Genomic DNA, 20529 nt, shown 5'->3' with positions numbered 1-20529 from the left:
GAGGGGCGGGGGCGAATGGGGGCGAGGGGGCGGGGGCGAATGGGGGCGGGCGTGAAGCGGCGGTGTGCGGCGCGCGCGGTTGCCACGCCCCGTGCCGCTGCACATACTGCGGGCATGGAGACGCGCCAGAACATCAGGGTCACGCAGAGCCAGCGGTTGCAGCTGAACCTCGGGTTGCAGGCGTCGATCCGCGTGCTGAAGGCCGATGCCGAGGGGTTGACGCGCTATCTCGAGGAGCAGGCCGCCGAAAACCCGCATCTGCTGTTGCACCCCGCCCGCCCCGAGGCGGGTGACTGGCTGCCGCGCTGGGAAAGCGCGCTGGGCGGGGGCGGGCTTGATCCGGACCTTGCCGCGAGTGCGGGGCCAAGCCTCATGGCGCATGTGGTCGAGCGGATCGCGGCGATGGGCCTGCGCGGCGATGCGCTGCGCGTGGCCGAACTGCTGGCCGAGGCGCTGGAACCGGCAGGATGGCTGGGACGGAGCTTGACCGAGATCGCCGCCGAGGCCGGGGTTCCGGTGGCGCAGGTGGAACAGGTGTTGCGGCGGCTCCAGTCGATCGAGCCGGCGGGGCTGTTCGCGCGGTCTTTGTCGGAATGCCTGTTGTTGCAGGCGGTCGAGGCGGGGCAGGACAGCCCCGTGCTGCGCGGAGTGCTGGAGAACCTGCCGCTGATGGCCACGGGCGATGCCGAGCGTCTGGCGCGGGCGCTGGGCGTCGCGGTCGATGCGGTGCAGGACTGCTTTCGCACCATTCGCCGCTTCGATCCGAAACCGGGGGCGCAATTCTCGGCTTTTTCGGCACCGGTGCGCGAGCCTGACATCGTGGCGCGCCGGCATGTCGAAGGCTGGGTCGTGTCGCTGAACCGGTCGTCGCTGCCGGCCATGTCGGTCAGCGCGGGGCGGGGCGGGGGGCGGGGCGCGGCGCGGGCGGTGATCCGCCTTGTGGAAAGCCGCAATGCCACCCTGTTGCGGGTGGGGACCGAGGTGTTGCGCCGGCAGGAGGCCGCGCTCGACCATGGTCTGGCGGCGCTGGTGCCGCTGACCATGACCGAAGTCGCCGAGGGGCTTGGCCTGCACGAAAGCACGGTCAGCCGGATCGTCGCGGGAACCAGTGTCGACACGCCGAAGGGCACGCTTTGGCTGCGCAACCTGTTTTCGGGGCGGATCGGCAGCGGGACGCTGTCGGCGGCGGCGGTGCGGGCGAAACTGGCCGATCTGGTGAATGCCGAGGACCGCCGCGCCCCGCTGACCGACGAGGCCTTGGCGGCCGTTCTGTCGGGCGAGGGCGCGGCCATCGCCCGCCGGACCGTGGCGAAATACCGCGAGATGCTGGGCCTGCCGCCCGCGCATCGGCGGCGCATCCTGCGCTAGGCGTGCAGCCCGTGCCTGCCACGTATGCAGGGCGGGGGCGGCCGGTCTGCCACCGTGGCGCCGCGGACGGGTCGGCATGAGTATTTGGGCAAGGCTGAAAGGGGGGAAGGGCCGGTTTTCGCCGCCCGCCTGTCCCCTTCGCGACGAAAAAGGTCGCAGGCGGGGGTGACCTTGTGCGGGCTTCGCATTAGGTGCGGAGGGCGCGAAACAGGGGACGGTGCATGGCTTACTTTCTGGGCGTCGATACGGGTGGCACCTATACCGACGCGGTGATCGTGGACGAAAGCGCCGACCGCGTGATCGGTTCGGCCAAGTCCCTGACCACGCGGGGCGATCTGGCCATCGGGATCGGCAAGGCCGTGGATGCGGCGCTTGCGGGGGCGGGGATCGATGCCGCCAAGGTCGCGCTTGTGTCGCTGTCGACCACGCTGGCCACCAATGCGCTGGTCGAAGGGCAGGGCGGCCGCGTGGCGCTGGTCTTTATCGGCTTCGATGCCGACGACCTCGATCGTGGCGGGTTGACCGAAGCCTTGAAGGGCGATCCGGTGATCCGCATCGGCGGCGGGCACAGCCATGCGGGCAGCGAGAACGCGCCGCTCGATCTGGAAGCACTCGAGGCCGAGGTCGCGGGTCTGGGCGAGGGTGTGATGGGCTTTGCCGTCGCAGCACGCTTTGCCACCCGCAACCCCGCGCACGAGGTGGCCGCCCGCGATCTGATCCGCCGCGTGACGGGGCGTCCGGTGACATGTTCGCACGAGCTTTCGGCCCAGTTGAACGGGCCGAAGCGGGCGTTGACGGCCGTGCTGAATGCGCGGCTGATCGGGATGATCGACCGTCTGGTCGCCGCCTGCGAACGGCACCTTGGCGCGGTGGGGATTTCCGCCCCGCTTATGGTGGTGCGCGGCGACGGGGCGCTGATCTCGGCGGCGATGGTGCGCGAGCGCCCGATCGAGACGATCCTGTCCGGCCCCGCCGCCAGCATCGTCGGCGCGCGCTGGCTGACCGGAGAAAGCGACGCGCTGGTGTCCGACATCGGCGGCACGACGACCGACGTGGCGCTGCTGCGTGGCGGCCTGCCCGAGATCGACCCGCAAGGCGCGCGTGTCGGCGGGTTCCGGACGATGGTGGAAGCCGTCGCGATGCGCACGACCGGCCTTGGCGGCGACAGCGAGGTGCATCTGGTGACCGAGGGGCTTGCGGGCGGCTTGCGGCTTGGCCCGCGCCGTCTGGTGCCCGTGTCGCTTCTGGCGGTGGATCACGGGCCGATGGTGCATGCCGCCCTTGACCGCTGGCTTTCGGCGGATGCGGTGGGCGAGCATGACGGGCGCTTTGCCATTCCGATGGGCGGCAACACGGGCGGGCTTGGCCCGCGCGATCTGGCCGTGCTGGGGCGACTTGCGCAGCCGATGCCCGTGGCGGTGGCGCTGACCTCGCGGCTGGAAGTGGCCGCTCTCGAACGCTTGGTGGCGCGGGGGCTTGTGATGATCGCGGGCGTGACGCCCTCGGACGCGAGCCATGTGCTGGGGCGGCTTGCGGCATGGGACGGCGAGGCGGCGGAAAAGGCGGTGCGCTTGCTGGCGCGGCGCAGGAACGGCAGGGGCGAACGCTTCGCCCCCGACGCGCCGACGCTGGCGCGGGCGATCATCGACCAGTTGACCGCGCAGACCGTGGATTGCCTGCTGGAAGCGGCCTTTGGCGAGGATGCGGAATTCGCGGGCGAGCTGCCCGAGGCGCTGGCGCGGCACCGTCTGGTCGCGGCGGGCCTGTCGCAGCATCGCGGTGTGGTCGAGATCGGGGTCAGGCTGGGTGTTCCGGTGATCGGGCTGGGGGCGTCGGCCCCGTCCTATTACGGCGCGGTCGGTGAACGGCTGGGCGCGCGGATGATCCTGCCAGAGCATGCGGGCGTGGCTAATGCCATCGGCGCGGTGGTCGGGCAGGTCAGCCAGCGCGCCACGGGTCTGGTCAGCAGCCCCGGCGAGGGGCGCTTTACCGCCCACCTGCCCGCGGGGTTGCAGCTTTTCAACAGCCGCGACGCGGCGCTTGACGCGATGGAGGCGGCGCTGGTCGCAGAGGCCAGCACCCGCGCCCGCGCCGCCGGGGCCGAGGAATTGCGCGTCACCACCACCCGCGACATCCGCGAGGCCGAGGTGGAAGGCCGCGCCATGTTCATCGAGGCGACCCTGACCGCCACCGCCTCGGGTCGTCCGCGCGTTGCACATGCCAGAGCCGACGATTGAGGCTTGACGCCCCGCGTCACTGGCCTTAGTGACCGCGCCAGTGGCTAGGTAGCTCAGCTGGTTAGAGCACATGACTCATAATCATGGGGTCGGGGGTTCGAGTCCCCCCCTCGCCACCAATTAACCTAATGCGTTGAAAATCAGCAGCTTGGCGCGGCGGTCATTCGCTGCTGCGGGTGCTTGCGGTGCTGCCTGTCTGCTTGCGGGGGCGGACCGGGGCGGGCGATTCACGGGGTGGCCTGCTTTTCCGGGGATTTGCTGTCTGCGGTTTCTTCGGGCGGGGTGCAACGCTGCGGCGTGACGGCGTGCCGATGCCAGCATGATTGCGGTTCGGGTGCGGGCAGATCGGGCGCTTCGGGCGGGCATGGCGTCAGATGGTGGCGGGCAGGCACCGCCCCGCCGCGGCACCCGCCCTGACGGATGGGCGGGTGGCGGCAGGGTGCGGGAGGCGGTTGCCCGGTCACCTCTTCACAGACGCGGGTTGCCCTAGCCTGCGCTGTTGACCGCGCTGAGGATGCTGTTTTCGGCATCGCGCAGCGCCTGACGCGCGGGCTTGCCGTGGAAGACCGCGTCGTGGATTTCGGCGCCGAGGATGCGTTCGATCAGGCTGAATTCCTGAATCGGCGGGCGCGCCCATGTGACAAGCTCGTTCCGGCGGGCGAGCTGGTCGACCATGCTCACGATGGGCGACGAGGCCAGCGCCTCGGGGTCGGCGCAGACGGAAAAGCGCGGCGCCACGGGGAAGCCGTTCTTGACATGCGCCTTCATCGCCTCGGGCGAGACCATCCATGTGATCGCGTTCATGATCTGCTTTTGCCGCGCGGGCTTTACCGAGGCGGGAATGGTCATCAGGAAGCCGCCGATGGGGGCCGCGATCCGGCGCAGGCGGCGCGAGGGGGGCGGAAGATAGGCCACGCGGCGCGCGACCTGCGAGCTGAGTTCATGCTCGAACCGTGCCGCGCGCATCGTCCAGCAATAGGCCAGACCCGCACGGCCCGACATGAAGCACTGGATGCGTTTTTCCCAATCCATGAATTCGATGTCGGGGGGCGAGACCTCGACGAGCTGCTTCATGTATTCGATCACCTCGACCGCATCGACGGTGTCGATTTGCAGCTTGAGCTTTTCGAATTTCGGAAAGACCCAGCTTTCCTGATTGTGCAGCGGCATGTCGATGATGGTCTTTTGGCAGGCGGCCAGAAAGAACATGAACGAGTTTGCGATGGGCATGCCGCGCTGTCCGTTCCAGGCGATGCCGTAGAATTCCGATGCGGGGCGGTGCAGGGCGCGGGCCGCGGCAATGGTTTCGTCGAAGGTGCGCGGGAAGGTCAGCCCCTTGTCCTCGAACAGGTCGCGGCGGGCGGCAAGGATCTCGATCGTGCAATAGAGCGGGATGCCGTATTGCGTGCCCTTCCAGTTTCCCGTTCCCCAGACCGAGGGGTGGAAGTCGAGCGGGTTGATCGCGGCGTCCTGCAAAAGATCGTCGAGCGGGGCGAGGTAGCCTTTTTCGGCAAACTCGCCCAACCACGGCATGTTGATCGAGATGACGTCATATTCGGCGGTCGGCTTTTCGAAATAGCTTTGCGAATTGACGTAAAGATCGGGCAGGCGTTGCAGATCGAAGCTGCTTTTCCGGCCAAGGTCGTTGCGGAAATCGGACCAGAGGTTGCGCATCGACGAGAAGTAGTTGTCGTCGTTCAGCAAAAAGCGGATGTCGCCCGGAACCTTGCCCGCGATGTCGTCGCCCCGGACGGGCGAGATGATCTGCGCCGCGAAATAGCTGCCGCCAAAGTAGTATTCGTTCGCCTCGGCCCCTTTGCGCAGGCCGAAGGTCTTGGCGAGGTGGCCTTTCACATGGGTGGCGTATTCCATGAAGCTGTGCAGCAGCGTGTCGGTCGGTTCGAGGAAATGGGTCTTGAGCCCGCCTCCGCGCGGCACCTGCCGGATCAGCCCGTCCTCGATCATCTTGGCGATCATCCGGTTTCCGGTGCTGTAGGGCACGCCGGCCAGGGTGATCAGCCCCGATTTGTCGATGGGCTTGCGCCGCAGGTGGCTGTCGACCAGCTCGAGCACGACGTTCCAGTAAACGTCCTTGGCCGCGCCGGGCAGGCCCGAATCGAAGGGTGCGCGGAGTTTCCGAAGGAAATCCACGATCCGCGACAACTCGTGCGCGGTCAGTTCGGGTGTGGGCGCGTGGGTCGGATTGATCTGCTGCACCGGTTCAGCCCTGTTGTGCGGAAATCCCAGAATGCCATTTCACCAAAGCGAAGAAATCCTCGTTTTGCAATCCTGCATTCGCCGCCGTGCGGTAAAGTTCGAGGATCAGCCCCGCCGTCATCAGCGGCACGCCGTTGCTGCGGCCCGCATCGCTGATCAGGGTGAAATCCTTTATCATCTGCTGGATCGTGAAAGCGGGGGTGTAATCTTCGGAAACCACCAGATCGGTCTTGTATTTGAACAGGGGCGAGGCGACGGCGCTTTCGCAGATCACCTCCATCATCGCGGCGCGGCTGAGACCGCCGCTTGCGCCAAGGGCCACGGCCTCGGCCAGAATGGCCGAACTTGCGCCGACGAGGGTGTTGAGGACGAGTTTCATGTAGCGCGCTTCCTCGCCCGCGCCGAGCCAGAACTGGCGGGCCGACAAAAGACCAAGCAAGGGCAAGGCGGCGTCCCACCCCTGCGACGCACCCGAAGCAAGGATCGTGAGCGAGGCTTTCTCTGCCATCGTCGTGCTGCCCGATACGGGCGCGCGGACGTAGAAAATGCCCGCTTTATCAAGGATTTTCGCAACTTCGGCCGAGCATTCGGGTGAAACCGTGCTCATCTCGACCAGCACGCTGCCGGGGGCCAGACGTTCGGCCACGCCTTTGGCGGACTGCGTGCCCGCGACGACCATGCGCAGGGCTTCGTCATTGGGAAGGGTCGCGAAAACGATAGAGGCGCCGTCGATCGGGGACAAATCGCCCGCCGCCGTTGCACCCGCTGCCGCAAGCGCTGTCTGCGCCGCAGGGTTCGGCTCTGACACCGAAACCGGAATTCCGGCGGCAAGAAGATTGCGGATCATGGGGGCGCCCATCTTGCCCGCCCCGATCCAGCCGATCTTTTTGCCCGCGGCACCTGCGCGCGCGTCCGCAGCGAATTTCGAATCCATAACCCACCTCGCTCCCCTGTGGGGCCAACATAGGCGGTCGCTTCGGCGCTTCCGTTTTCAATTTATCCGAAACGAATAAATTCGGTCCGACCTGCCCGATCCGGTTTGGTATCGATGGATCAAGGGAGTGAGTCGTGGCCGATGGACCGGAGGGGTCCGGCGCGATGCGAGGCGGATGTTGTACCGAAACCGTGACCGGCGATTTGCAAGGCCCATCCTTTCGGGCTGATGCGCGCAGACGGCAGGGCGCTAGGGTAGAACATGACGCAACGCAAAACGCGTGCGGTCGTGACAAGACAGGAGGATAAGGCGATGCGGGCAGTCCGTTTCCACGGTGCGCGGGATATCAGGGTCGAGGATGTGGCCGAGCCTTCGGGCAAACTGGCGCCCGATGATGTGCTTATCGCACCTGCGGTAACCGGCATTTGCGGCACCGATCTGCATGAATATCTGGCAGGCCCGATCGTCACGCCGAAAGAGCCGCATGTCTATACCGGGGCCACCAATCCGCAGATTCTGGGCCATGAATTTTCGGCGCGGGTTCTGGCGGTTGGCGATGCCGTAAGCCATGTTTCGGCGGGCGACCGCATCTCGATCCAGCCGCTTCTGTCGCCGCGCAACGACTATTACGGCAAGCGCGGGCTGTTCCACCTGTCGCCCGTGATGGGCTGCGTGGGGCTTAGCTGGGCCTGGGGCGGCATGGGCGAAAAGGCGGTGATCAAGGATTACAACGCCCAGCCCGTGCCCGACAACATCACCGACGATCAGGCCGCGATGATCGAACCGGCCGCCGTGGCGCTGTACGGCGTGGATCGGGGCGGCGTGACCGCCGGATCGACCGTGCTGGTTTCGGGGGCAGGCCCCATCGGCGCGTTGACGGTTCTGGCGGCCCATGCGGCGGGTGCCGCGCTGGTCATCGTGTCCGAGCCGAACCCCAACCGCCGCCGGATCATCAAGGACATCGCGCCCTATGCCATCGTCGTCGATCCCCGAAGCGGAGATTTGTCGCAGATTGTAGCCGATCTGACAGAAGAGGGCGTGGGCGTTGACGTGGCGCTGGAATGCGTGGGTCTCGAAGCCTCGCTCAACACATGTGTCGCGGCGGTGCGCCGTCAAGGGCGGGTGGTGCAGGTGGGTCTGCACATGAAGCCTGCAAGCATCGACGCGATGCTCTGGGCGCTCAAGGATATCACCGTGGAAGCGACATGGTGCTACCCGACGCAGATCTGGCCGCGCATCGCCCGGATGATCGCTGCGGGCAATTTCCCCGTGGAAAAGGTCATCACCGCCCGCATCGACGCCAAGGATGTCGTCGCCAAAGGGTTCGAGGCGCTGCTCGACCCGGCGGGCGAACATCTCAAGATCCTTGTCACCACCTGACGCCTGCGCTGCACGAAAGAAAGAACCACCAAATGAACACCAAGAACGTAGCGTTGATCGTGGGGGCCACGGGACTGTCGGGCAGCTATGCCGGACGCCTGTTGAAAGCCAATGGCTGGACGGTCGTGACCGTGTCGCGCGGGGCAGCAGAGCTTGAATTTTCCGACCGCCACATCGCGGCCGATCTTCAGGATGCGGCAGGCACCAAGGCTGCCTTGGCGGCGGCCAAGGATGTGACCCATGTTTTCTTCTGCACATGGTCGCGGCAGGCGAACGAGGCCGAAAACGTCCGCGTCAACGCCGCGATGATCCGCAACCTGTTCGACGGGCTGGACGGCGCGCCGGTCAAACATGCCGCCCTTGTGACGGGGCTGAAGCATTACCTCGGATCGTTCGACGACTACGCCAAGGTCAAGCCCTATACGCCCTTCCTCGAAAGCAGCCCGCGCCTGCCGGGGTTGAATTTCTACTACGCGCAGGAAGACGTTCTGTTCGAAATGGCCGAAAAGCGCGGCTTCACATGGTCGGTGCATCGCCCGCATACGATGATCGGCTTTGTCATCGGCAATGCGATGAACATGGCGGTGACGCTGGCGGTCTATGCCTCGATCTGCAAGCACACGGGGCGGCCCTTTGTCTACCCCGGCTCGACCGAACAATACAACGCCGTGACCGATGTGACCGATGCGCGGTTGCTGGCAAAGCAGCTGATGTGGGCCGCGACCACGCCCGAGGCGGCGAACACGCCCTTCAACACCTCGAACGGCGATGTCTTCCGCTGGACATGGCTGTGGCAGCAGATCGCCGGTTACTTCGGCCTGCCTGTCGCCGAACACCCCGGCAAGCCGACGCTGCTGGTCGAGCAGATGGCCGACGCGCCCAAGATCTGGGCCGAGATCGTCGCCAAGCACGGCTTGCAGGACATTGCGGTCGATAAGCTGGCCTCGTGGTGGCACAGCGACGCCGACCTTGGCCGGACGCTGGAATGTTTCACCGACATGACCAACAGCCGCACGCTTGGCTTTGACGCGTATCAGTCCACCCGCAGCAGCTTTACCGACGTTTTCGACGAATTGCGCGCGCGCAAGATCATTCCCGCGTAAGCGCGAAAGGAAGAACCATGCATTACGTTGTCCACTGCCTCGATCACGAGGGGGCCGTCGAAACACGGCTTGCGAACTATGACGCGCACAAGGCCTATCTGGCTGCGGCACCGGTCAAGACGGTGATTTCCGGCCCGCTTCTGGCCGATGACGAACAGACCATGATCGGCAGCTGCTTCGTGCTGGAAGCCAATTCTCTGGCCGAGGTCGAGGATTTCAACCGCAACGACCCCTTTGCCAAGGTCGGGCTGTGGAAAACCGTGTCGATCCGTCCCTTTGCCAAGCGCGTGGACAACCGGACATGAGCAATCCCGTCAACATCGCCCTTGTGGGCATGGGCTGGTGGGGCCAGAAGATGCTGGCCGTGCTACAGGCCGCGCCTGCCGATATCCGCGTGGTGCGGGCGGTCGAGCCGAACCTTGAAACGGTGCGCGAGCTTTGCGCGTCGAAGGGCGTGGCGCTTTCGGCCGATTATGCCGACGCGCTGAACGATCCGGCGGTCGAGGCGGTGGTTCTGGCAACCCCGCATTCCATGCACACCGCCCAGATCGCGGCGGCGGTGGCGGCGGGCAAGCATGTCTTTTGCGAAAAGCCGCTGGCGCTGACCAAGGCCGAGGCCGAGCGTTCCGTCGCCCTGTGCCACGCGGCGGGTCTGGTGCTGGGCATGGGCCATGAACGCCGGTTCGAGCCGCCCGTGGCTGATCTTCTGGCGATGGCCGATGCCGGAACGCTGGGGCGCATCCACCAGATCGAGGCCAATTTCAGCCATGACAAATTCCTGTCGCTGGCCCGCGACAACTGGCGGCTCAAGGCCGATCAGGCCCCTGCGGGCGGCATGACGGCGACGGGCATTCACCTGCTTGACCTGTCGGTGCGGCTGCTCGGTGCTGCGGAAAGCGTGCTGTGCATCTGCGAGCAACTGTCATCCGACCTGCCGCAGGGCGACACGGTGGCGGCCTTTGTCAAGTTCAAGGGGGGTGGCACCTCTTATGTCTCGGCCTCGCTTGCCAACCCGTTCATGTCGCGCTTCACGGTCTACGGGTCGAAAGGCTGGATCGACATCCGCGACAAGGCGCATGTCGAAGCGCCTGACGGCTGGATCGTGACCAGCGCGATGGCGGGCGGCCCGATCGTGACCCGCGAAATCGGCAAGGCCGAACCGGTGAAGGACAATCTTGTGGCTTTTGCCCGCGCGGTGCGCGGCGGCGATGCCTATCCGGTCACCGGCGAGCATCTGGTCAACAACATCGCACTGCTGGAGGCCGTGTTCCGCTCGGCCACAAGCGGCCGCATCGAAACCGTTGCCTAAGGACGAGGACAGATCATGAAAGCCCTTATCTTCGACAAGCCGAACCAGCCCGTTGTCACCGATATCCAGACCCCGTCGATCAGTGACAACGAGGTTCTGGTCCGCTCGCGCCGCGTCGGCATCTGCCATTCGGATTACGAACTGCTTGCGGGCAAATACATCATCCCGATTTCCTACCCCGTCACCCCCGGCCATGAATGGGTGGGCGAGGTGGTCGAGGTGGGCCGCAACGTCAAGGGTTTGCAGCGCGGTGACCGTGTGGTGGGCGAATGCGTGATCCGCACGCCCGAGCGTATCCACCATTTCGGCTTCTCGATGGACGGGGCCAACCGCGAGTTCTTCGCCGCGCGTCCCGAATGGCTGCACAAGCTGCCCGATGCGGTCGATGATGCCAAGGGCGCGCTGATCGAACCCTTTACCTGCGGCTATTACGCGGTGCTGCGGCACGGCGGGGTCAATGCCTCGCAAACCGTGGTGGTTTCGGGGGGCGGGACCATCGGGCTTGTCTCGGCGGCGGCGGCCATCGGAATGGGGGCGCAGGTGATCGTGGTCGATCCGGTGCCGCTGCGGCGCGAGATCGCGATGAAACTGGGCGCGGTCGGCACGGTCGATCCGTCAAAGGGCGATGCGGTGGAGGCCGTGACCGAAATGACCAAGGGCGGCGCCGATCTGGTGGTGGAAGCCGCAGGCCACCCGTCATCGCTGGCCAATGTCTTCGACTATGCCCGCCCCGAAGGGTTCGTCTCGATGGTCGGCATCAGCATCGGGCAGAAAATTCCGGTCGAACTGGGCAAGATCCAGATCAAGGATCTGACCGTGCGCGGCTGCATCGGCTCGCCCGGTGTCTGGCCGGGGGCCATCCGCTTTCTGGAGCGCACGGGAATCGACCTGTCGCCGATCCAGACGCACAGCTTCGCGCTCGACGACGCGATCACGGCCTATGAGCTGGGCAAGGACCCGACCAAGGCCGTGAAGATCACGCTCGAAATCGCCTGAGACCAAGCACGAAACCGGGGGGGAACGCAGGTGGCGCACGAGGTCCGACTGACGCGGGAAGCGGGATACGCCTTTGACTGGCGAAAGGTAAAGGTCGCGCGCGGCTTTGCCACGGTCGTGCTGTCGACACTTGTGCTGCTGGTCGTCTGCGCCGTCTTTGCGCCCTCGGCCGTGTCGGTCGGCGGCCTGTCGGGCAGCCTGCCCTTTGCGGCGATCATCGCCATCGTCGGGCTGGGGCAAATGCTGGTGGTGCAGCAGGGCGGGTTCGACCTGTCGCTGGCGGGCGGCGTTTCGCTTGCGGTTGTCATAACCACCCACCTTTCGGGCGGAAACGATGCGCAGCTCTTCGGCTCGATCCTGATCGCGGTTTGCTGCGCGCTGGTGGCCGGTCTTGTGAACGGCATCCTTGTCGGTGTCATGCGGCTGAATGCGATCATCGCGACCATCGGGATGAACGCGCTGCTTTACGGGGCTGTCTTTGCCGTGTCGGGCGGCGTGCCGCGCATCACGACGCCGCTGATGGCCGAAATTGCCGGCGGCAAGACGCTGGGCCTGCCCAACTCGGTTCTGTTCGCCGTGGTCGTCACCTGCCTTGTGAGCTTTCTGCTCAAGGCGACGGTCATGGGCCGCCGGTTCGAGGCGATCGGGGCGAACCCGCTTGCTGCGCATGCGGCGGGCCTGCCCGTGCGGCGCTATCAGGCTGCGGCCTATGTGCTTGCGCAGCTTCTCTACTGCCTTGCAGGGGTGCTGATTTCCGGCATCACCCGCGAACCCACGGCCTTTCAGGGCGACAGTCTGCTTCTGCCATCGGTCGCGGTGGTGGTGCTGGCGGGAACGTCGCTGCTCGGGGGGCGGGGCTATCCGATTTCGACGGTCGTCGCGGCGTTCTTCCTGAACCAGCTCAGCCAGTTCGCCCTTGCCGTCGGAGTGCCGTTCTCTGCCCAAACCATCATCCAGGCTTTGGCGCTGGTGTTCGGGATCGGCGTCTACTCGGTCCGCTGGAAACGGTCCGCAATAACACGTGCTCAACAGTCCAACTCGGAGGAAACGGACAATGTCTAAAACCAAGATCATGTCGCTTGCAATCGCGGCGGCCACCCTGACCACGGCGCTGACCGCCACCACCGCGCTGGCCGAAACCCCGTCGTGGTGCGGGCCGAAGCAAGCCTCGCTTGCCCTGCTCGACGGCTTCGGCGGCAACAGCTGGCGCCTTGTGACCACCGCTTCGGGTGCCGAAGAGGCCGCAAAATGCCCGAGCATCACGCAGTATGAATATGCCGACGGTCAGGGCAACACCCAGAAGGCCATTTCGGACATCAACTCGATGGCGGCACGCGGGATCAACGCCATGGTCGTCTTTGGCGATGCCGGTCCGGCCGTGCTGCCCGCGCTTACCAACGCGCATCGCGCAGGGACCATCGTGGTTCCCTACCGCGTCGACGTCGGCGGCGAGGAAGGCGTGAACTACGCCAAGTTCATCGGCTCGTCCTTTGTCGAGGACGGCAAGAGCTGGGGCAACTGGATCAAGGCGAACCTGCCCGACGGCGGCAACATCCTGTTCCTTTCCGGCCCTGCCGGCAACAGCCAGGGTCTGGACGAGCTGGAAGGCATGAAGACCGTGCTTGATGACAAATACAAGTTCATCAACCCCGAGCCCTTTGCCGTCACCAACTGGGACCCGTCGCTGACGCAGCAGGTGCTTTCGGCGGAAATCGCCAAGAACGACAAGATCGACGTGATCGTGTCCGACTTCGGCCCCTCGCTGGTGGGTGCGCTGCCGGTCTTTGCCGAGTTCAAGCGGTCGATCCCTGCCATCGCCACCTCGGACGGCAACTCGCTGTCGTGCTTCTGGGCGCAGAACCACGAAGCCAACCCCGACTTCAAGCTGTTCACGGTCGCGACCGGAAACGACAACGTGCGTCTTGCCGTGCAATGGGCTGTCGCCCTTGCCACCGACGGCACGCCGCCGGCGGACAACATCTTCAAGGCTCCGGTCTACGAGGACTCGGTCTCGGGTTCGCCGAACCCCGTGACCTGCCGCGACGATCTGCCCGGCTCGATCTACCTGTCGGCCGAGATGGCCGATGACGCGCAGGCCAAAGCCGTCGGTCAGTAAACACTTGCGAACCGGTCTGAAGCTGCGCCGCGGCTTCGGACCGGCCCTTCATCGCCCCGTCACCGGGACAGCAGGACATGTCATGCCCAAGGTAGCCCCCATGAACGACATGCAATTGCAGGATGCCGCCGTCGCCGCATTGGTCGCGCCGAAGATCCGCCTGTCAGGAATTACCAAGGTCTTTTCCGGCGTCACCGCGCTGTCGAACGTGTCGGTCGATATCCATCCGGGCGAAGTCCATGCCATCCTTGGCGAGAACGGCGCCGGAAAATCGACCCTGATGAACATCATCGCCGGGGTTCTGACGCCCGAACAGGGAAGCGTGGAATTCGACGGCGTGACCGTAAGCCCCATGTCGCCGGAAAAGGCGGCAGCGCTCGGGGTCTCGATCTCGTACCAGCATCCGGCGGTGCTGGACGATCTGTCGGTGCTGGAAAACCTGCGCGTGGCGCTGCCCGCGCGCGTTTTCGAAGGGGCCGCGCCCGATACGATCGCACGCGCCATGCTGGACGATGTCGGTCTGGATGTTGCGCTGCACCTGCGGGCCGACGCGCTGACGGTGGCGCAAAAGCACCTTCTCGAAATTGCCAAGGCGCTGGCGACGCGCCCGCCTGTGCTGATCCTTGACGAGCCGACGGCCGCGCTCGATCAGGATGCAACCGAAATGCTGTTCGACCGCATCCGCGCCATCGTGGCCAAGGGGACGGCGGTGATCTACATCACCCACAGGCTTGCCGAACTGCGCCAGATCGCGCATCGCGTCACGGTGCTGCGGGATGGACGGGTCGAAGGCGGCGCGCTGGTGCGCGATGTGACCGACGACGATCTGATGGCGATGATCGTCGGGCGCAGTCTGGCATCGGCCTTTCCGCCCAAATGCGCCCAAGCCGCGCCCGAACCGAATTTCGCCGTGAGCGGCCTGTCGGGACGGAAATTCCACGATGTCGGCTTTGCCGTCGGTCGCGGGCAGATCATCGGCATCGCGGGGGTCGAAGGCAACGGGCAGGCGCAGGTGATGCGGGCGCTGGCCGGGCTTGAGGCATGGACCGGCGAAGTCAGGCTGAACGGCACCGCCCTGACGGCGGCGCAGGTGCGGCAAAACACGGCCTACATGCCCTCGGACCGCCACTCGGAAGGCATCATCGCCGACCTGACCGTGCGCGAGAACGCGACCTTTTCCGCCCTCGACCAGCTCAGCCGTCTCGGGATCGTCAACCGCCGTTCGGAACTGGCCGAGGTGAACCGCCTGTTCGGATCGCTGGCCGTCAAATCGCCGGGGCTGGATGCCGCCATCCTGTCGCTGTCGGGGGGCAACCAGCAAAAGGTTGTCATGGCGCGCGCCCTGATGTCGCGCCCGGGCTTCATTCTGGCGGACGAGCCGACGCAGGGCGTCGATGTCGGCGCGCGGTTCGAAATCTACCGCATCCTGCGCGAGGTGTCGCAATCGGGCACGCCCGTCATCGTCAATTCCTCGGACGCGGCCGAACTCGAAGGGCTGTGCGACATCGTCATCGTCATGTCGCGGGGGCGGGTTGCCGAAACCCTGACCGGCGAGGCCGTGACCGAAGAGCGCATCGTCGCGGCGGCGGTCAAGGCGCAGACGCATCTGGCCCAAGCGGCGCCAAGCCAAAGCCCGCGCCCCGCGGCGCGCGGTTTGCGCAGCTTCATCCAAAGCGACAACGCGACTGTCGCCCCGCTTGCCGCCGTGATCGCCCTGCTGGGGCTGTATGTCTTCAGCCAGAACGGCAACTACTTTTCCGCCTTCAACATCTCGAACATCCTTCTGCTTGCGACGGCGCTCGGCTTTATCGCGATGGGGCAGACCATCGCGCTGCTGATGGGGGGGATCGACCTTTCGGTGGGGCCGCTGGCGGGGTTTCTTGTCGTCGTGGCCTCGTTCTTCATCAATGACGGGCAGTCGCCGCAGACCATCGCGCTTGGCTTTGCGCTGATGGTCCTTGGCGCGCTGGTCGTGGGGTCGGTCAACGGCCTGCTCATCCGCTTTGCGAATTTCACGCCGATCGCGGCCACGCTTGCCATGTACATCGGCCTTCAGGGGATGAGCTTCGTGCTGCGCGACGGGCCGGACGGCTATATCAACTTTGCGGTGATGGATTTCATCGGCTGGAAGCTCGGGCCCATTCCGGTGGCGTTCATCGTGCTGGTGGCGGTGGCCCTGGCGGCGGAATACGGGCTGCGCTACAGTCGGCAGGGCTGGCAGCTGCGCGCCATCGGCTCGCACGAAGGGTCGGCCCGGCGGATGGGCATCCGCGTGGACCGGGTGGCGATTGCCGGATACATCGCCGTGGCGCTTTGCACGGCGCTGGGTGCGGTGATGCTGATGGTGCAGATCGGCGTGGGCGATCCGCAGCAAGGCGTCAGCTACACGCTTGCCAGCATTACGGCCGTGGTTCTGGGCGGCACCAGCCTGCGCGGCGGGCGCGGCACCTTTATCGGCACCGTCATGGGCGCCGTGCTGCTGACCGAGGTGCTGAACGCGGTGTCCTTCCTTGGCCTGTCGCAGACCTATCAATACGTGTTTCAGGGCGTGCTGATCCTTGCCGCCGCGCTGATCTACTCGACGGCGCGAAGCCAGACCAAGACCTGACACCCTCTGCACGCCCAAGGGCAAAGCGTCGGCCCCTTCCGTGGCCGGCGTCAGCCCCGCACAACCCGGCGCCATAAGAAAGAACCGAAATGACCCGCGCAACGACCCTCGAATATTTCACCGAAGCCGGATCGGTCGCGGCGGTGAATGGCCGGATCGGGGCCGATACCGACCCGCGTCTTGCCCATGTGATGTCGCGCCTTGTCGCGCATCTGCATGCCTTTGTGAAAGACGTTTCCCTGACCCAGCCCGAATGGGAGGCGGCCATCGGCTTTCTGACCCGCACGGGGCAGATGTGCGACGGCAACCGGCAAGAGTTCATCCTGCTTTCCGATGTGCTGGGCGTGTCGATGCTGGTCGATGCGATCAACAACCGCCGCCCCACGGGTGCGACGGAAAACACGGTGCTTGGCCCCTTTCATGTCGACGGCGTGCCCGAATACCCGATGGGCGCCACGATCACCAAGGCGGGCGGAGCCGAAACCTGCCTGTTCGAAGGGCGCGTGACCGATATCGACGGCGCTCCTCTGTCTGGCGCGCGCATCGATGTGTGGTCCGACAACGAGGACGGGTTCTACGATGTGCAGCAACCCGATGTGCAGCCCGCCCACAACAACCGTGGCGTCTTTGTGACGGGGGCGGACGGGCGCTACAGCTTCCGGGGCATCAAGCCGGTCTCATACCCCATCCCCGATGACGGCCCCGTGGGGCAATTGCTGGACCGGCTGGGGCGGCACCCGTGGCGGCCCGCGCATATGCATTTCATCGTCAGCCGCGACGGGTTCGACACCGTGGTGACCCACACCTTCGTGGCGGGCGACGACTACCTGACGTCCGACGCGGTGTTCGGCGTCAAGGAAAGCCTGATCGCCCCTTTCCACAGGGTGACCGGCGGCGAAACGAAATGGCGGTCCGAATTCGACTTCGTGTTGAACCGCAGCGCAGCGACCAAAGCATAGGAATCCCGCCATGTCCGCAGCCGATACGACCACCTCTCCCCGCATCGCCTTTCTGGGCACCGGCGCGCAGGGGGCCTCTATCGCCGCCGATTTCGCCGCAGCGGGCCTCGATGTGACCTTCATCGACCAATGGCCCGCCCATATCGAAGCGATCCGCGAGAAGGGCATCACGGTCAACATGCCGACGCGCAGCTTCAACGTGCAGGTGCCCGCCCTGCATCTTTGTCAGGTGGCCGAGATCAAGCAGCCCTTCGATCTGATCTTTCTGGTGGTCAAGGCCTATGACACGGTCTGGGCAAGCCACCTTGCCAAGTCGGTTCTGGCCGAGGACGGTTTTCTGATCGGCCTGCAAAACGGCATGACGCACGAGGATATCGCCTCGGTCGTCGGTCGCCACCGCACCATCGGCGCGGTGATCGAGATCGCATCGAACATGTGGGTGCCGGGCGTCACGAACCGCCAGAACGACCATGACGAAAGCTGGTTCGCGCTGGGCGCGCTTGACCCCGCGCAGCAGCACCGGGTCGAGGGCGTGGCCGACATCCTGCGCCATTCGGGGCGGGTCGAGGTGGTCGAGGATATCCGCTCGGCCAAATGGATGAAGCTGGTGGTGAACGCCGCCGAACTGATCCCTTCGGCGATCATCGACACCGCCCTGAACGATGCCGCCCGTGCGCCCGGCATGCTCGAGGTGATGCGCGAGGCGGGATACGAGGCGATGCGCGCCGCCTTGGCCGACGGGGCGACGGTCATGCCGATCATCGGGATGCCGCCGGTGATGAGCAACCACCCCGAACGCTACGTCGATGAAATCTTTGCCGAGGTGCTGCGCACCTTCTCGCGCGAGGATACGTTGACGACATCGCTGCAAGACTGGCGCAAAGGCCGCCGCGCCGAGGTGCAAGAGGTCAACGGATGGGTCGTCGATATCCTGCGCGCGCATGGTCAGGACGCGCCGGTCAACCGCCGCGTCGTCGAAATCGCGCTCGAGATCGAGGCGGGCAGGTTGAAGCCGCATCCCGACCACGCGCGACTGCTGGGCGAGGCATTGGTGCGGGGGTAAGGGTATCATGGCAAATGTGAAGTTCTTCATTGACGCGGCCCTGATGCGCGAGAAGGACGCGGCGCTTGACGGGCTTCTTGCCCAGACGCGCGCGCTTCTTTGCGCAAGGCTCGATATCCCCGAGGCGGCCTGCCAGTTCGTCGCCATCGGCGTGCGGTCGCTTGCGGACCAACCGGCCGTGAATATCGAAATCAGCCTGCTTCCCAAGCCTGACCGGACGGCCGAGAAACTGCGTTCGCTCTGCGAGGATGCGCGCGACATCGCCACCCGCATCCTGTCGGCGCATACGGCTGTCCGCTGCGCACAGCTGGACGCCGCCACCTATATCGCGATCAAATAGCCCGAGGGGACTGGCCGCGACTCTGCCCGCGACCCTGCCCGCGACGCTGGCCACGACTCTGGCCGCGACCCTGGCCGCTTCCGGCCCGATCCGCGCATGCCGGAAGGACAGCGGCTCTCTTGTAAAATTCCAATTATGAGAATAAATCCCTGATGTCCGCATCATGGGAGACACATTCGCCATGGACCTGAACCCCGCTGCCTGCACCCCTTTGGTTCCACAGCGAAAAGTTCCGGCCCATGCCTGCATCCGTGTCCCTGTTCCGCCTGTCCTATTCCACGCCTGACCGCGACCCCGTCTTTACCGACCTCGACCTTGGCTTCGGCTGCGAACGCACCGGCATCGTCGGGCGCAACGGCGCGGGGAAAAGCACGCTGCTGCGTCTGATCGCGGGTGATCTGGCCCCGTCATCGGGACAGGTTCACATCAAGGGCAGCGTCGCGATGATGCGGCAGGATGCCGTTGATCGCCCCGAAGCAACCGTGGCCGACCTTTTCGGCCTGCGCGCAGCCCTTGAACGGGTTGCGCGGGCCGAGGCGGGGCAGGCCGATGCCGACCTGCTTGCCGATACCGATTGGACAGCGCCCGCCCGTATCGAGGCCGCCTTGCAGCGCTGCGGCCTGTCGGTCGCGCCGCTGACCCCCTTGGCCGCGCTTTCGGGTGGCCAGCGCACGCGGGCCGCCCTTGCTTCGGTCATCATGGCCGAGCCTGATTTCCTTCTTCTCGACGAGCCGACGAACAATCTTGATCGGGCCGGACGCGAGGCGGTGGCCGAATTGCTGCGTGGATGGGCGCGGGGGGCGATCGTCGCCAGCCATGACCGGACGCTGCTGGCCGAGATGGACGCGATTGTCGAGTTGTCGGCGCTCGGGGCGGCAAGATACGGTGGCAGTTTAAGCGATTTCCGGCTGAGGAAGAAAACCGAACGCGAGGCGGCGCAGCGCGACCTTGCCCATGCGGAAAAGACGCGCGACGCGGCCGCGCGCCGCGCGCAAGACGCGCAGGAACGCAAGAACCGCAAAGACGGCGCCGGTCACAGGGCAAGGGCAAAGGGCGGGCAATCGAAGATCCAGTTCGATTTTGCCAAGGGGCGGGCCGAGGCATCTGACAGCGCGGGGGCGCGCCTTCGCGACGCCCGCCGTGACGCGGCGGATGCGGCGCTGTCCGAGGCCCGCGAAAAGATCGAGATCATGCAGCCCTTGCGCATGGATATCGCCCCGACCGGCCTGCCCGAGGGCAAGACCGTGTTGCGGCTCGACCGGCTGACCGGCGGATACGACCCGCATCATCCGGTCATTCGCGACCTGTCGCTGACCGTGACCGGACCCGAACGCATCGCCATTGCCGGGCCAAACGGTAGCGGCAAGACCACGCTGCTCGGGTTGATCACCGGCCAGCTTGCGCCGATGCGCGGCAGGGTCGAGGTTTCGGTGCCCTTTGCGCTGCTGGACCAGCATGTCGGGATGCTGGCACCGGAGCGGACCCTGAGCGGGAATTTCCGGCATCTGAACCCTGCGGCCGATGCCCGCATGGCCCATGCCGCCTTGGCGCGGTTCGGGTTTCGCGCCGCTGACGCCCGGCGTCGCGCTGCCGGGCTGAGTGGCGGAGAACGGCTGCGCGCCGGTCTTGCCTGTGCCTTGGGGGCAACCCCGCCGCCGATGTTGCTGATCCTTGACGAGCCGACGAACCATCTCGATCTTGACAGCCTTGCCGCGCTCGAGGCGGCGCTTGCCGCCTATGACGGGGCAGTCCTGATCGTGAGCCACGATGACGCCTTTGTCAGATCGGTCGCACCCGACCGCGTGATCGAACTGCCGTCACGCCCTGCCGCGTGAAGGATGGGCCGCGTGAAGGATGGGCCGCTGTCGCGCGGGGCGCGGGGCGAAAGCGCCGGTGCGG

The 20529-nt window shown here is 65.8% G+C and carries 16 protein-coding genes and 1 tRNA gene; 15 read left to right on the top strand and 2 right to left on the bottom strand.

Annotation, left to right across the window (positions count from 1 at the left end; translation table 11 throughout):
* Positions 1-114: 114 nt before the first annotated feature.
* The 3 genes from rpoN to H7F16_RS03825 all read left to right on the top strand — a co-directional run bounded on the left by rpoN (position 115) and on the right by H7F16_RS03825 (position 3724).
* Entirely contained in the window at positions 115-1368 is a 1254-nt protein-coding gene (gene rpoN, locus H7F16_RS03835; protein WP_185796204.1) for an RNA polymerase factor sigma-54, read from the top strand.
* A gap of 221 nt (positions 1369-1589) precedes the next feature.
* Positions 1590-3605 carry a hydantoinase/oxoprolinase N-terminal domain-containing protein gene (locus H7F16_RS03830; RefSeq protein WP_185796203.1) on the top strand — a complete coding sequence of 672 codons (2016 nt, stop codon included), beginning with the start codon at positions 1590-1592 and terminating at the stop codon, positions 3603-3605.
* A gap of 42 nt (positions 3606-3647) precedes the next feature.
* Positions 3648-3724 (top strand) — tRNA-Met (locus tag H7F16_RS03825).
* A 367-nt stretch (positions 3725-4091) separates the two neighbouring features.
* Here H7F16_RS03825 and H7F16_RS19585 read toward each other — a convergent pair.
* Both H7F16_RS19585 and H7F16_RS03815 read right to left on the bottom strand, forming a co-directional pair.
* Positions 4092-5822, bottom strand: a complete 1731-nt coding sequence (locus tag H7F16_RS19585; protein ID WP_185796202.1) for an extracellular solute-binding protein — start codon at positions 5820-5822, stop codon at positions 4092-4094.
* A gap of 4 nt (positions 5823-5826) precedes the next feature.
* Entirely contained in the window at positions 5827-6756 is a 930-nt protein-coding gene (locus H7F16_RS03815; protein WP_185796201.1) for an NAD(P)-dependent oxidoreductase, read from the bottom strand.
* Between the two features lie 312 nt (positions 6757-7068).
* Here H7F16_RS03815 and H7F16_RS03810 point away from each other — a divergent pair, with 312 nt between their 5' ends.
* The 12 genes from H7F16_RS03810 to H7F16_RS03755 all read left to right on the top strand — a co-directional run bounded on the left by H7F16_RS03810 (position 7069) and on the right by H7F16_RS03755 (position 20465).
* On the top strand, positions 7069-8136 hold the full coding sequence (locus H7F16_RS03810; protein ID WP_185796200.1) for a 2,3-butanediol dehydrogenase: 1068 nt from the start codon (positions 7069-7071) through the stop codon (positions 8134-8136).
* A 32-nt stretch (positions 8137-8168) separates the two neighbouring features.
* A complete protein-coding gene (locus H7F16_RS03805; protein ID WP_185796199.1) occupies positions 8169-9239 on the top strand; it encodes an SDR family oxidoreductase in 1071 nt (356 codons plus the stop codon).
* 17 nt (positions 9240-9256) lie between these two features.
* Positions 9257-9544, top strand: coding sequence for a YciI family protein (locus H7F16_RS03800; protein ID WP_185796198.1), 288 nt, complete (start codon positions 9257-9259; stop codon positions 9542-9544).
* Entirely contained in the window at positions 9541-10548 is a 1008-nt protein-coding gene (locus H7F16_RS03795) for a Gfo/Idh/MocA family protein (RefSeq protein WP_185796197.1), read from the top strand. The genes H7F16_RS03800 and H7F16_RS03795 overlap by 4 nt, the downstream gene beginning before the upstream one ends.
* Positions 10549-10563: 15 nt before the next feature.
* A complete protein-coding gene (locus tag H7F16_RS03790; RefSeq protein WP_185796196.1) occupies positions 10564-11544 on the top strand; it encodes a zinc-dependent alcohol dehydrogenase in 981 nt (326 codons plus the stop codon).
* 30 nt (positions 11545-11574) lie between these two features.
* Positions 11575-12606 carry an ABC transporter permease subunit gene (locus tag H7F16_RS03785; protein ID WP_206682569.1) on the top strand — a complete coding sequence of 344 codons (1032 nt, stop codon included), beginning with the start codon at positions 11575-11577 and terminating at the stop codon, positions 12604-12606.
* Entirely contained in the window at positions 12599-13660 is a 1062-nt protein-coding gene (locus tag H7F16_RS03780; RefSeq protein WP_185796195.1) for a substrate-binding domain-containing protein, read from the top strand. Before H7F16_RS03785 ends, H7F16_RS03780 begins: the two co-directional genes overlap by 8 nt.
* A gap of 82 nt (positions 13661-13742) precedes the next feature.
* A complete protein-coding gene (locus H7F16_RS03775; RefSeq protein WP_206682568.1) occupies positions 13743-16268 on the top strand; it encodes an ATP-binding cassette domain-containing protein in 2526 nt (841 codons plus the stop codon).
* Positions 16269-16357: 89 nt separating this feature from the next.
* The gene (locus tag H7F16_RS03770; RefSeq protein WP_185796194.1) at positions 16358-17227 is read left to right on the top strand and encodes an intradiol ring-cleavage dioxygenase; all 870 of its coding nucleotides are present in this window, start codon (positions 16358-16360) and stop codon (positions 17225-17227) included.
* A 10-nt stretch (positions 17228-17237) separates the two neighbouring features.
* Complete coding sequence (locus tag H7F16_RS03765; RefSeq protein ID WP_185796193.1) at positions 17238-18290, top strand: ketopantoate reductase family protein; 1053 nt, start codon at positions 17238-17240, stop codon at positions 18288-18290.
* Between the two features lie 7 nt (positions 18291-18297).
* Complete coding sequence (locus tag H7F16_RS03760) at positions 18298-18630, top strand: hypothetical protein (protein ID WP_185796192.1); 333 nt, start codon at positions 18298-18300, stop codon at positions 18628-18630.
* Between the two features lie 239 nt (positions 18631-18869).
* A complete protein-coding gene (locus H7F16_RS03755; protein ID WP_185796191.1) occupies positions 18870-20465 on the top strand; it encodes an ABC-F family ATP-binding cassette domain-containing protein in 1596 nt (531 codons plus the stop codon).
* Positions 20466-20529: the final 64 nt, after the last annotated feature.

Origin of the sequence: Paragemmobacter straminiformis (assembly GCF_014243445.1) — a bacterium.
GTDB classification, from domain to species: domain Bacteria; phylum Pseudomonadota; class Alphaproteobacteria; order Rhodobacterales; family Rhodobacteraceae; genus Paragemmobacter; species Paragemmobacter straminiformis.
The sequence above is the reverse complement of the archived record's forward strand: the minus strand, read 5'-3'. Positions and strand labels throughout refer to the sequence as shown.

Bases quoted from the DNA above. Each gene is read 5' to 3' on its own strand.
- H7F16_RS03800 (WP_185796198.1), top strand. From the start codon at position 9,257: ATGCATTACGTTGTCCACTGCCTCGATCACGAGGGGGCCGTCGAAACA.
- rpoN (WP_185796204.1), top strand. From the start codon at position 115: ATGGAGACGCGCCAGAACATCAGGGTCACGCAGAGCCAGCGGTTGCAG.
- H7F16_RS03790 (WP_185796196.1), top strand. From the start codon at position 10,564: ATGAAAGCCCTTATCTTCGACAAGCCGAACCAGCCCGTTGTCACCGAT.
- H7F16_RS03770 (WP_185796194.1), top strand. From the start codon at position 16,358: ATGACCCGCGCAACGACCCTCGAATATTTCACCGAAGCCGGATCGGTC.
- H7F16_RS03775 (WP_206682568.1), top strand. From the start codon at position 13,743: ATGCCCAAGGTAGCCCCCATGAACGACATGCAATTGCAGGATGCCGCC.
- H7F16_RS03830 (WP_185796203.1), top strand. From the start codon at position 1,590: ATGGCTTACTTTCTGGGCGTCGATACGGGTGGCACCTATACCGACGCG.
- H7F16_RS03765 (WP_185796193.1), top strand. From the start codon at position 17,238: ATGTCCGCAGCCGATACGACCACCTCTCCCCGCATCGCCTTTCTGGGC.
- H7F16_RS03810 (WP_185796200.1), top strand. From the start codon at position 7,069: ATGCGGGCAGTCCGTTTCCACGGTGCGCGGGATATCAGGGTCGAGGAT.
- H7F16_RS03805 (WP_185796199.1), top strand. From the start codon at position 8,169: ATGAACACCAAGAACGTAGCGTTGATCGTGGGGGCCACGGGACTGTCG.
- H7F16_RS03755 (WP_185796191.1), top strand. From the start codon at position 18,870: ATGCCTGCATCCGTGTCCCTGTTCCGCCTGTCCTATTCCACGCCTGAC.
- H7F16_RS03795 (WP_185796197.1), top strand. From the start codon at position 9,541: ATGAGCAATCCCGTCAACATCGCCCTTGTGGGCATGGGCTGGTGGGGC.
- H7F16_RS03815 (WP_185796201.1), bottom strand. From the start codon at position 6,756: ATGGATTCGAAATTCGCTGCGGACGCGCGCGCAGGTGCCGCGGGCAAA.
- H7F16_RS03760 (WP_185796192.1), top strand. From the start codon at position 18,298: ATGGCAAATGTGAAGTTCTTCATTGACGCGGCCCTGATGCGCGAGAAG.
- H7F16_RS03780 (WP_185796195.1), top strand. From the start codon at position 12,599: ATGTCTAAAACCAAGATCATGTCGCTTGCAATCGCGGCGGCCACCCTG.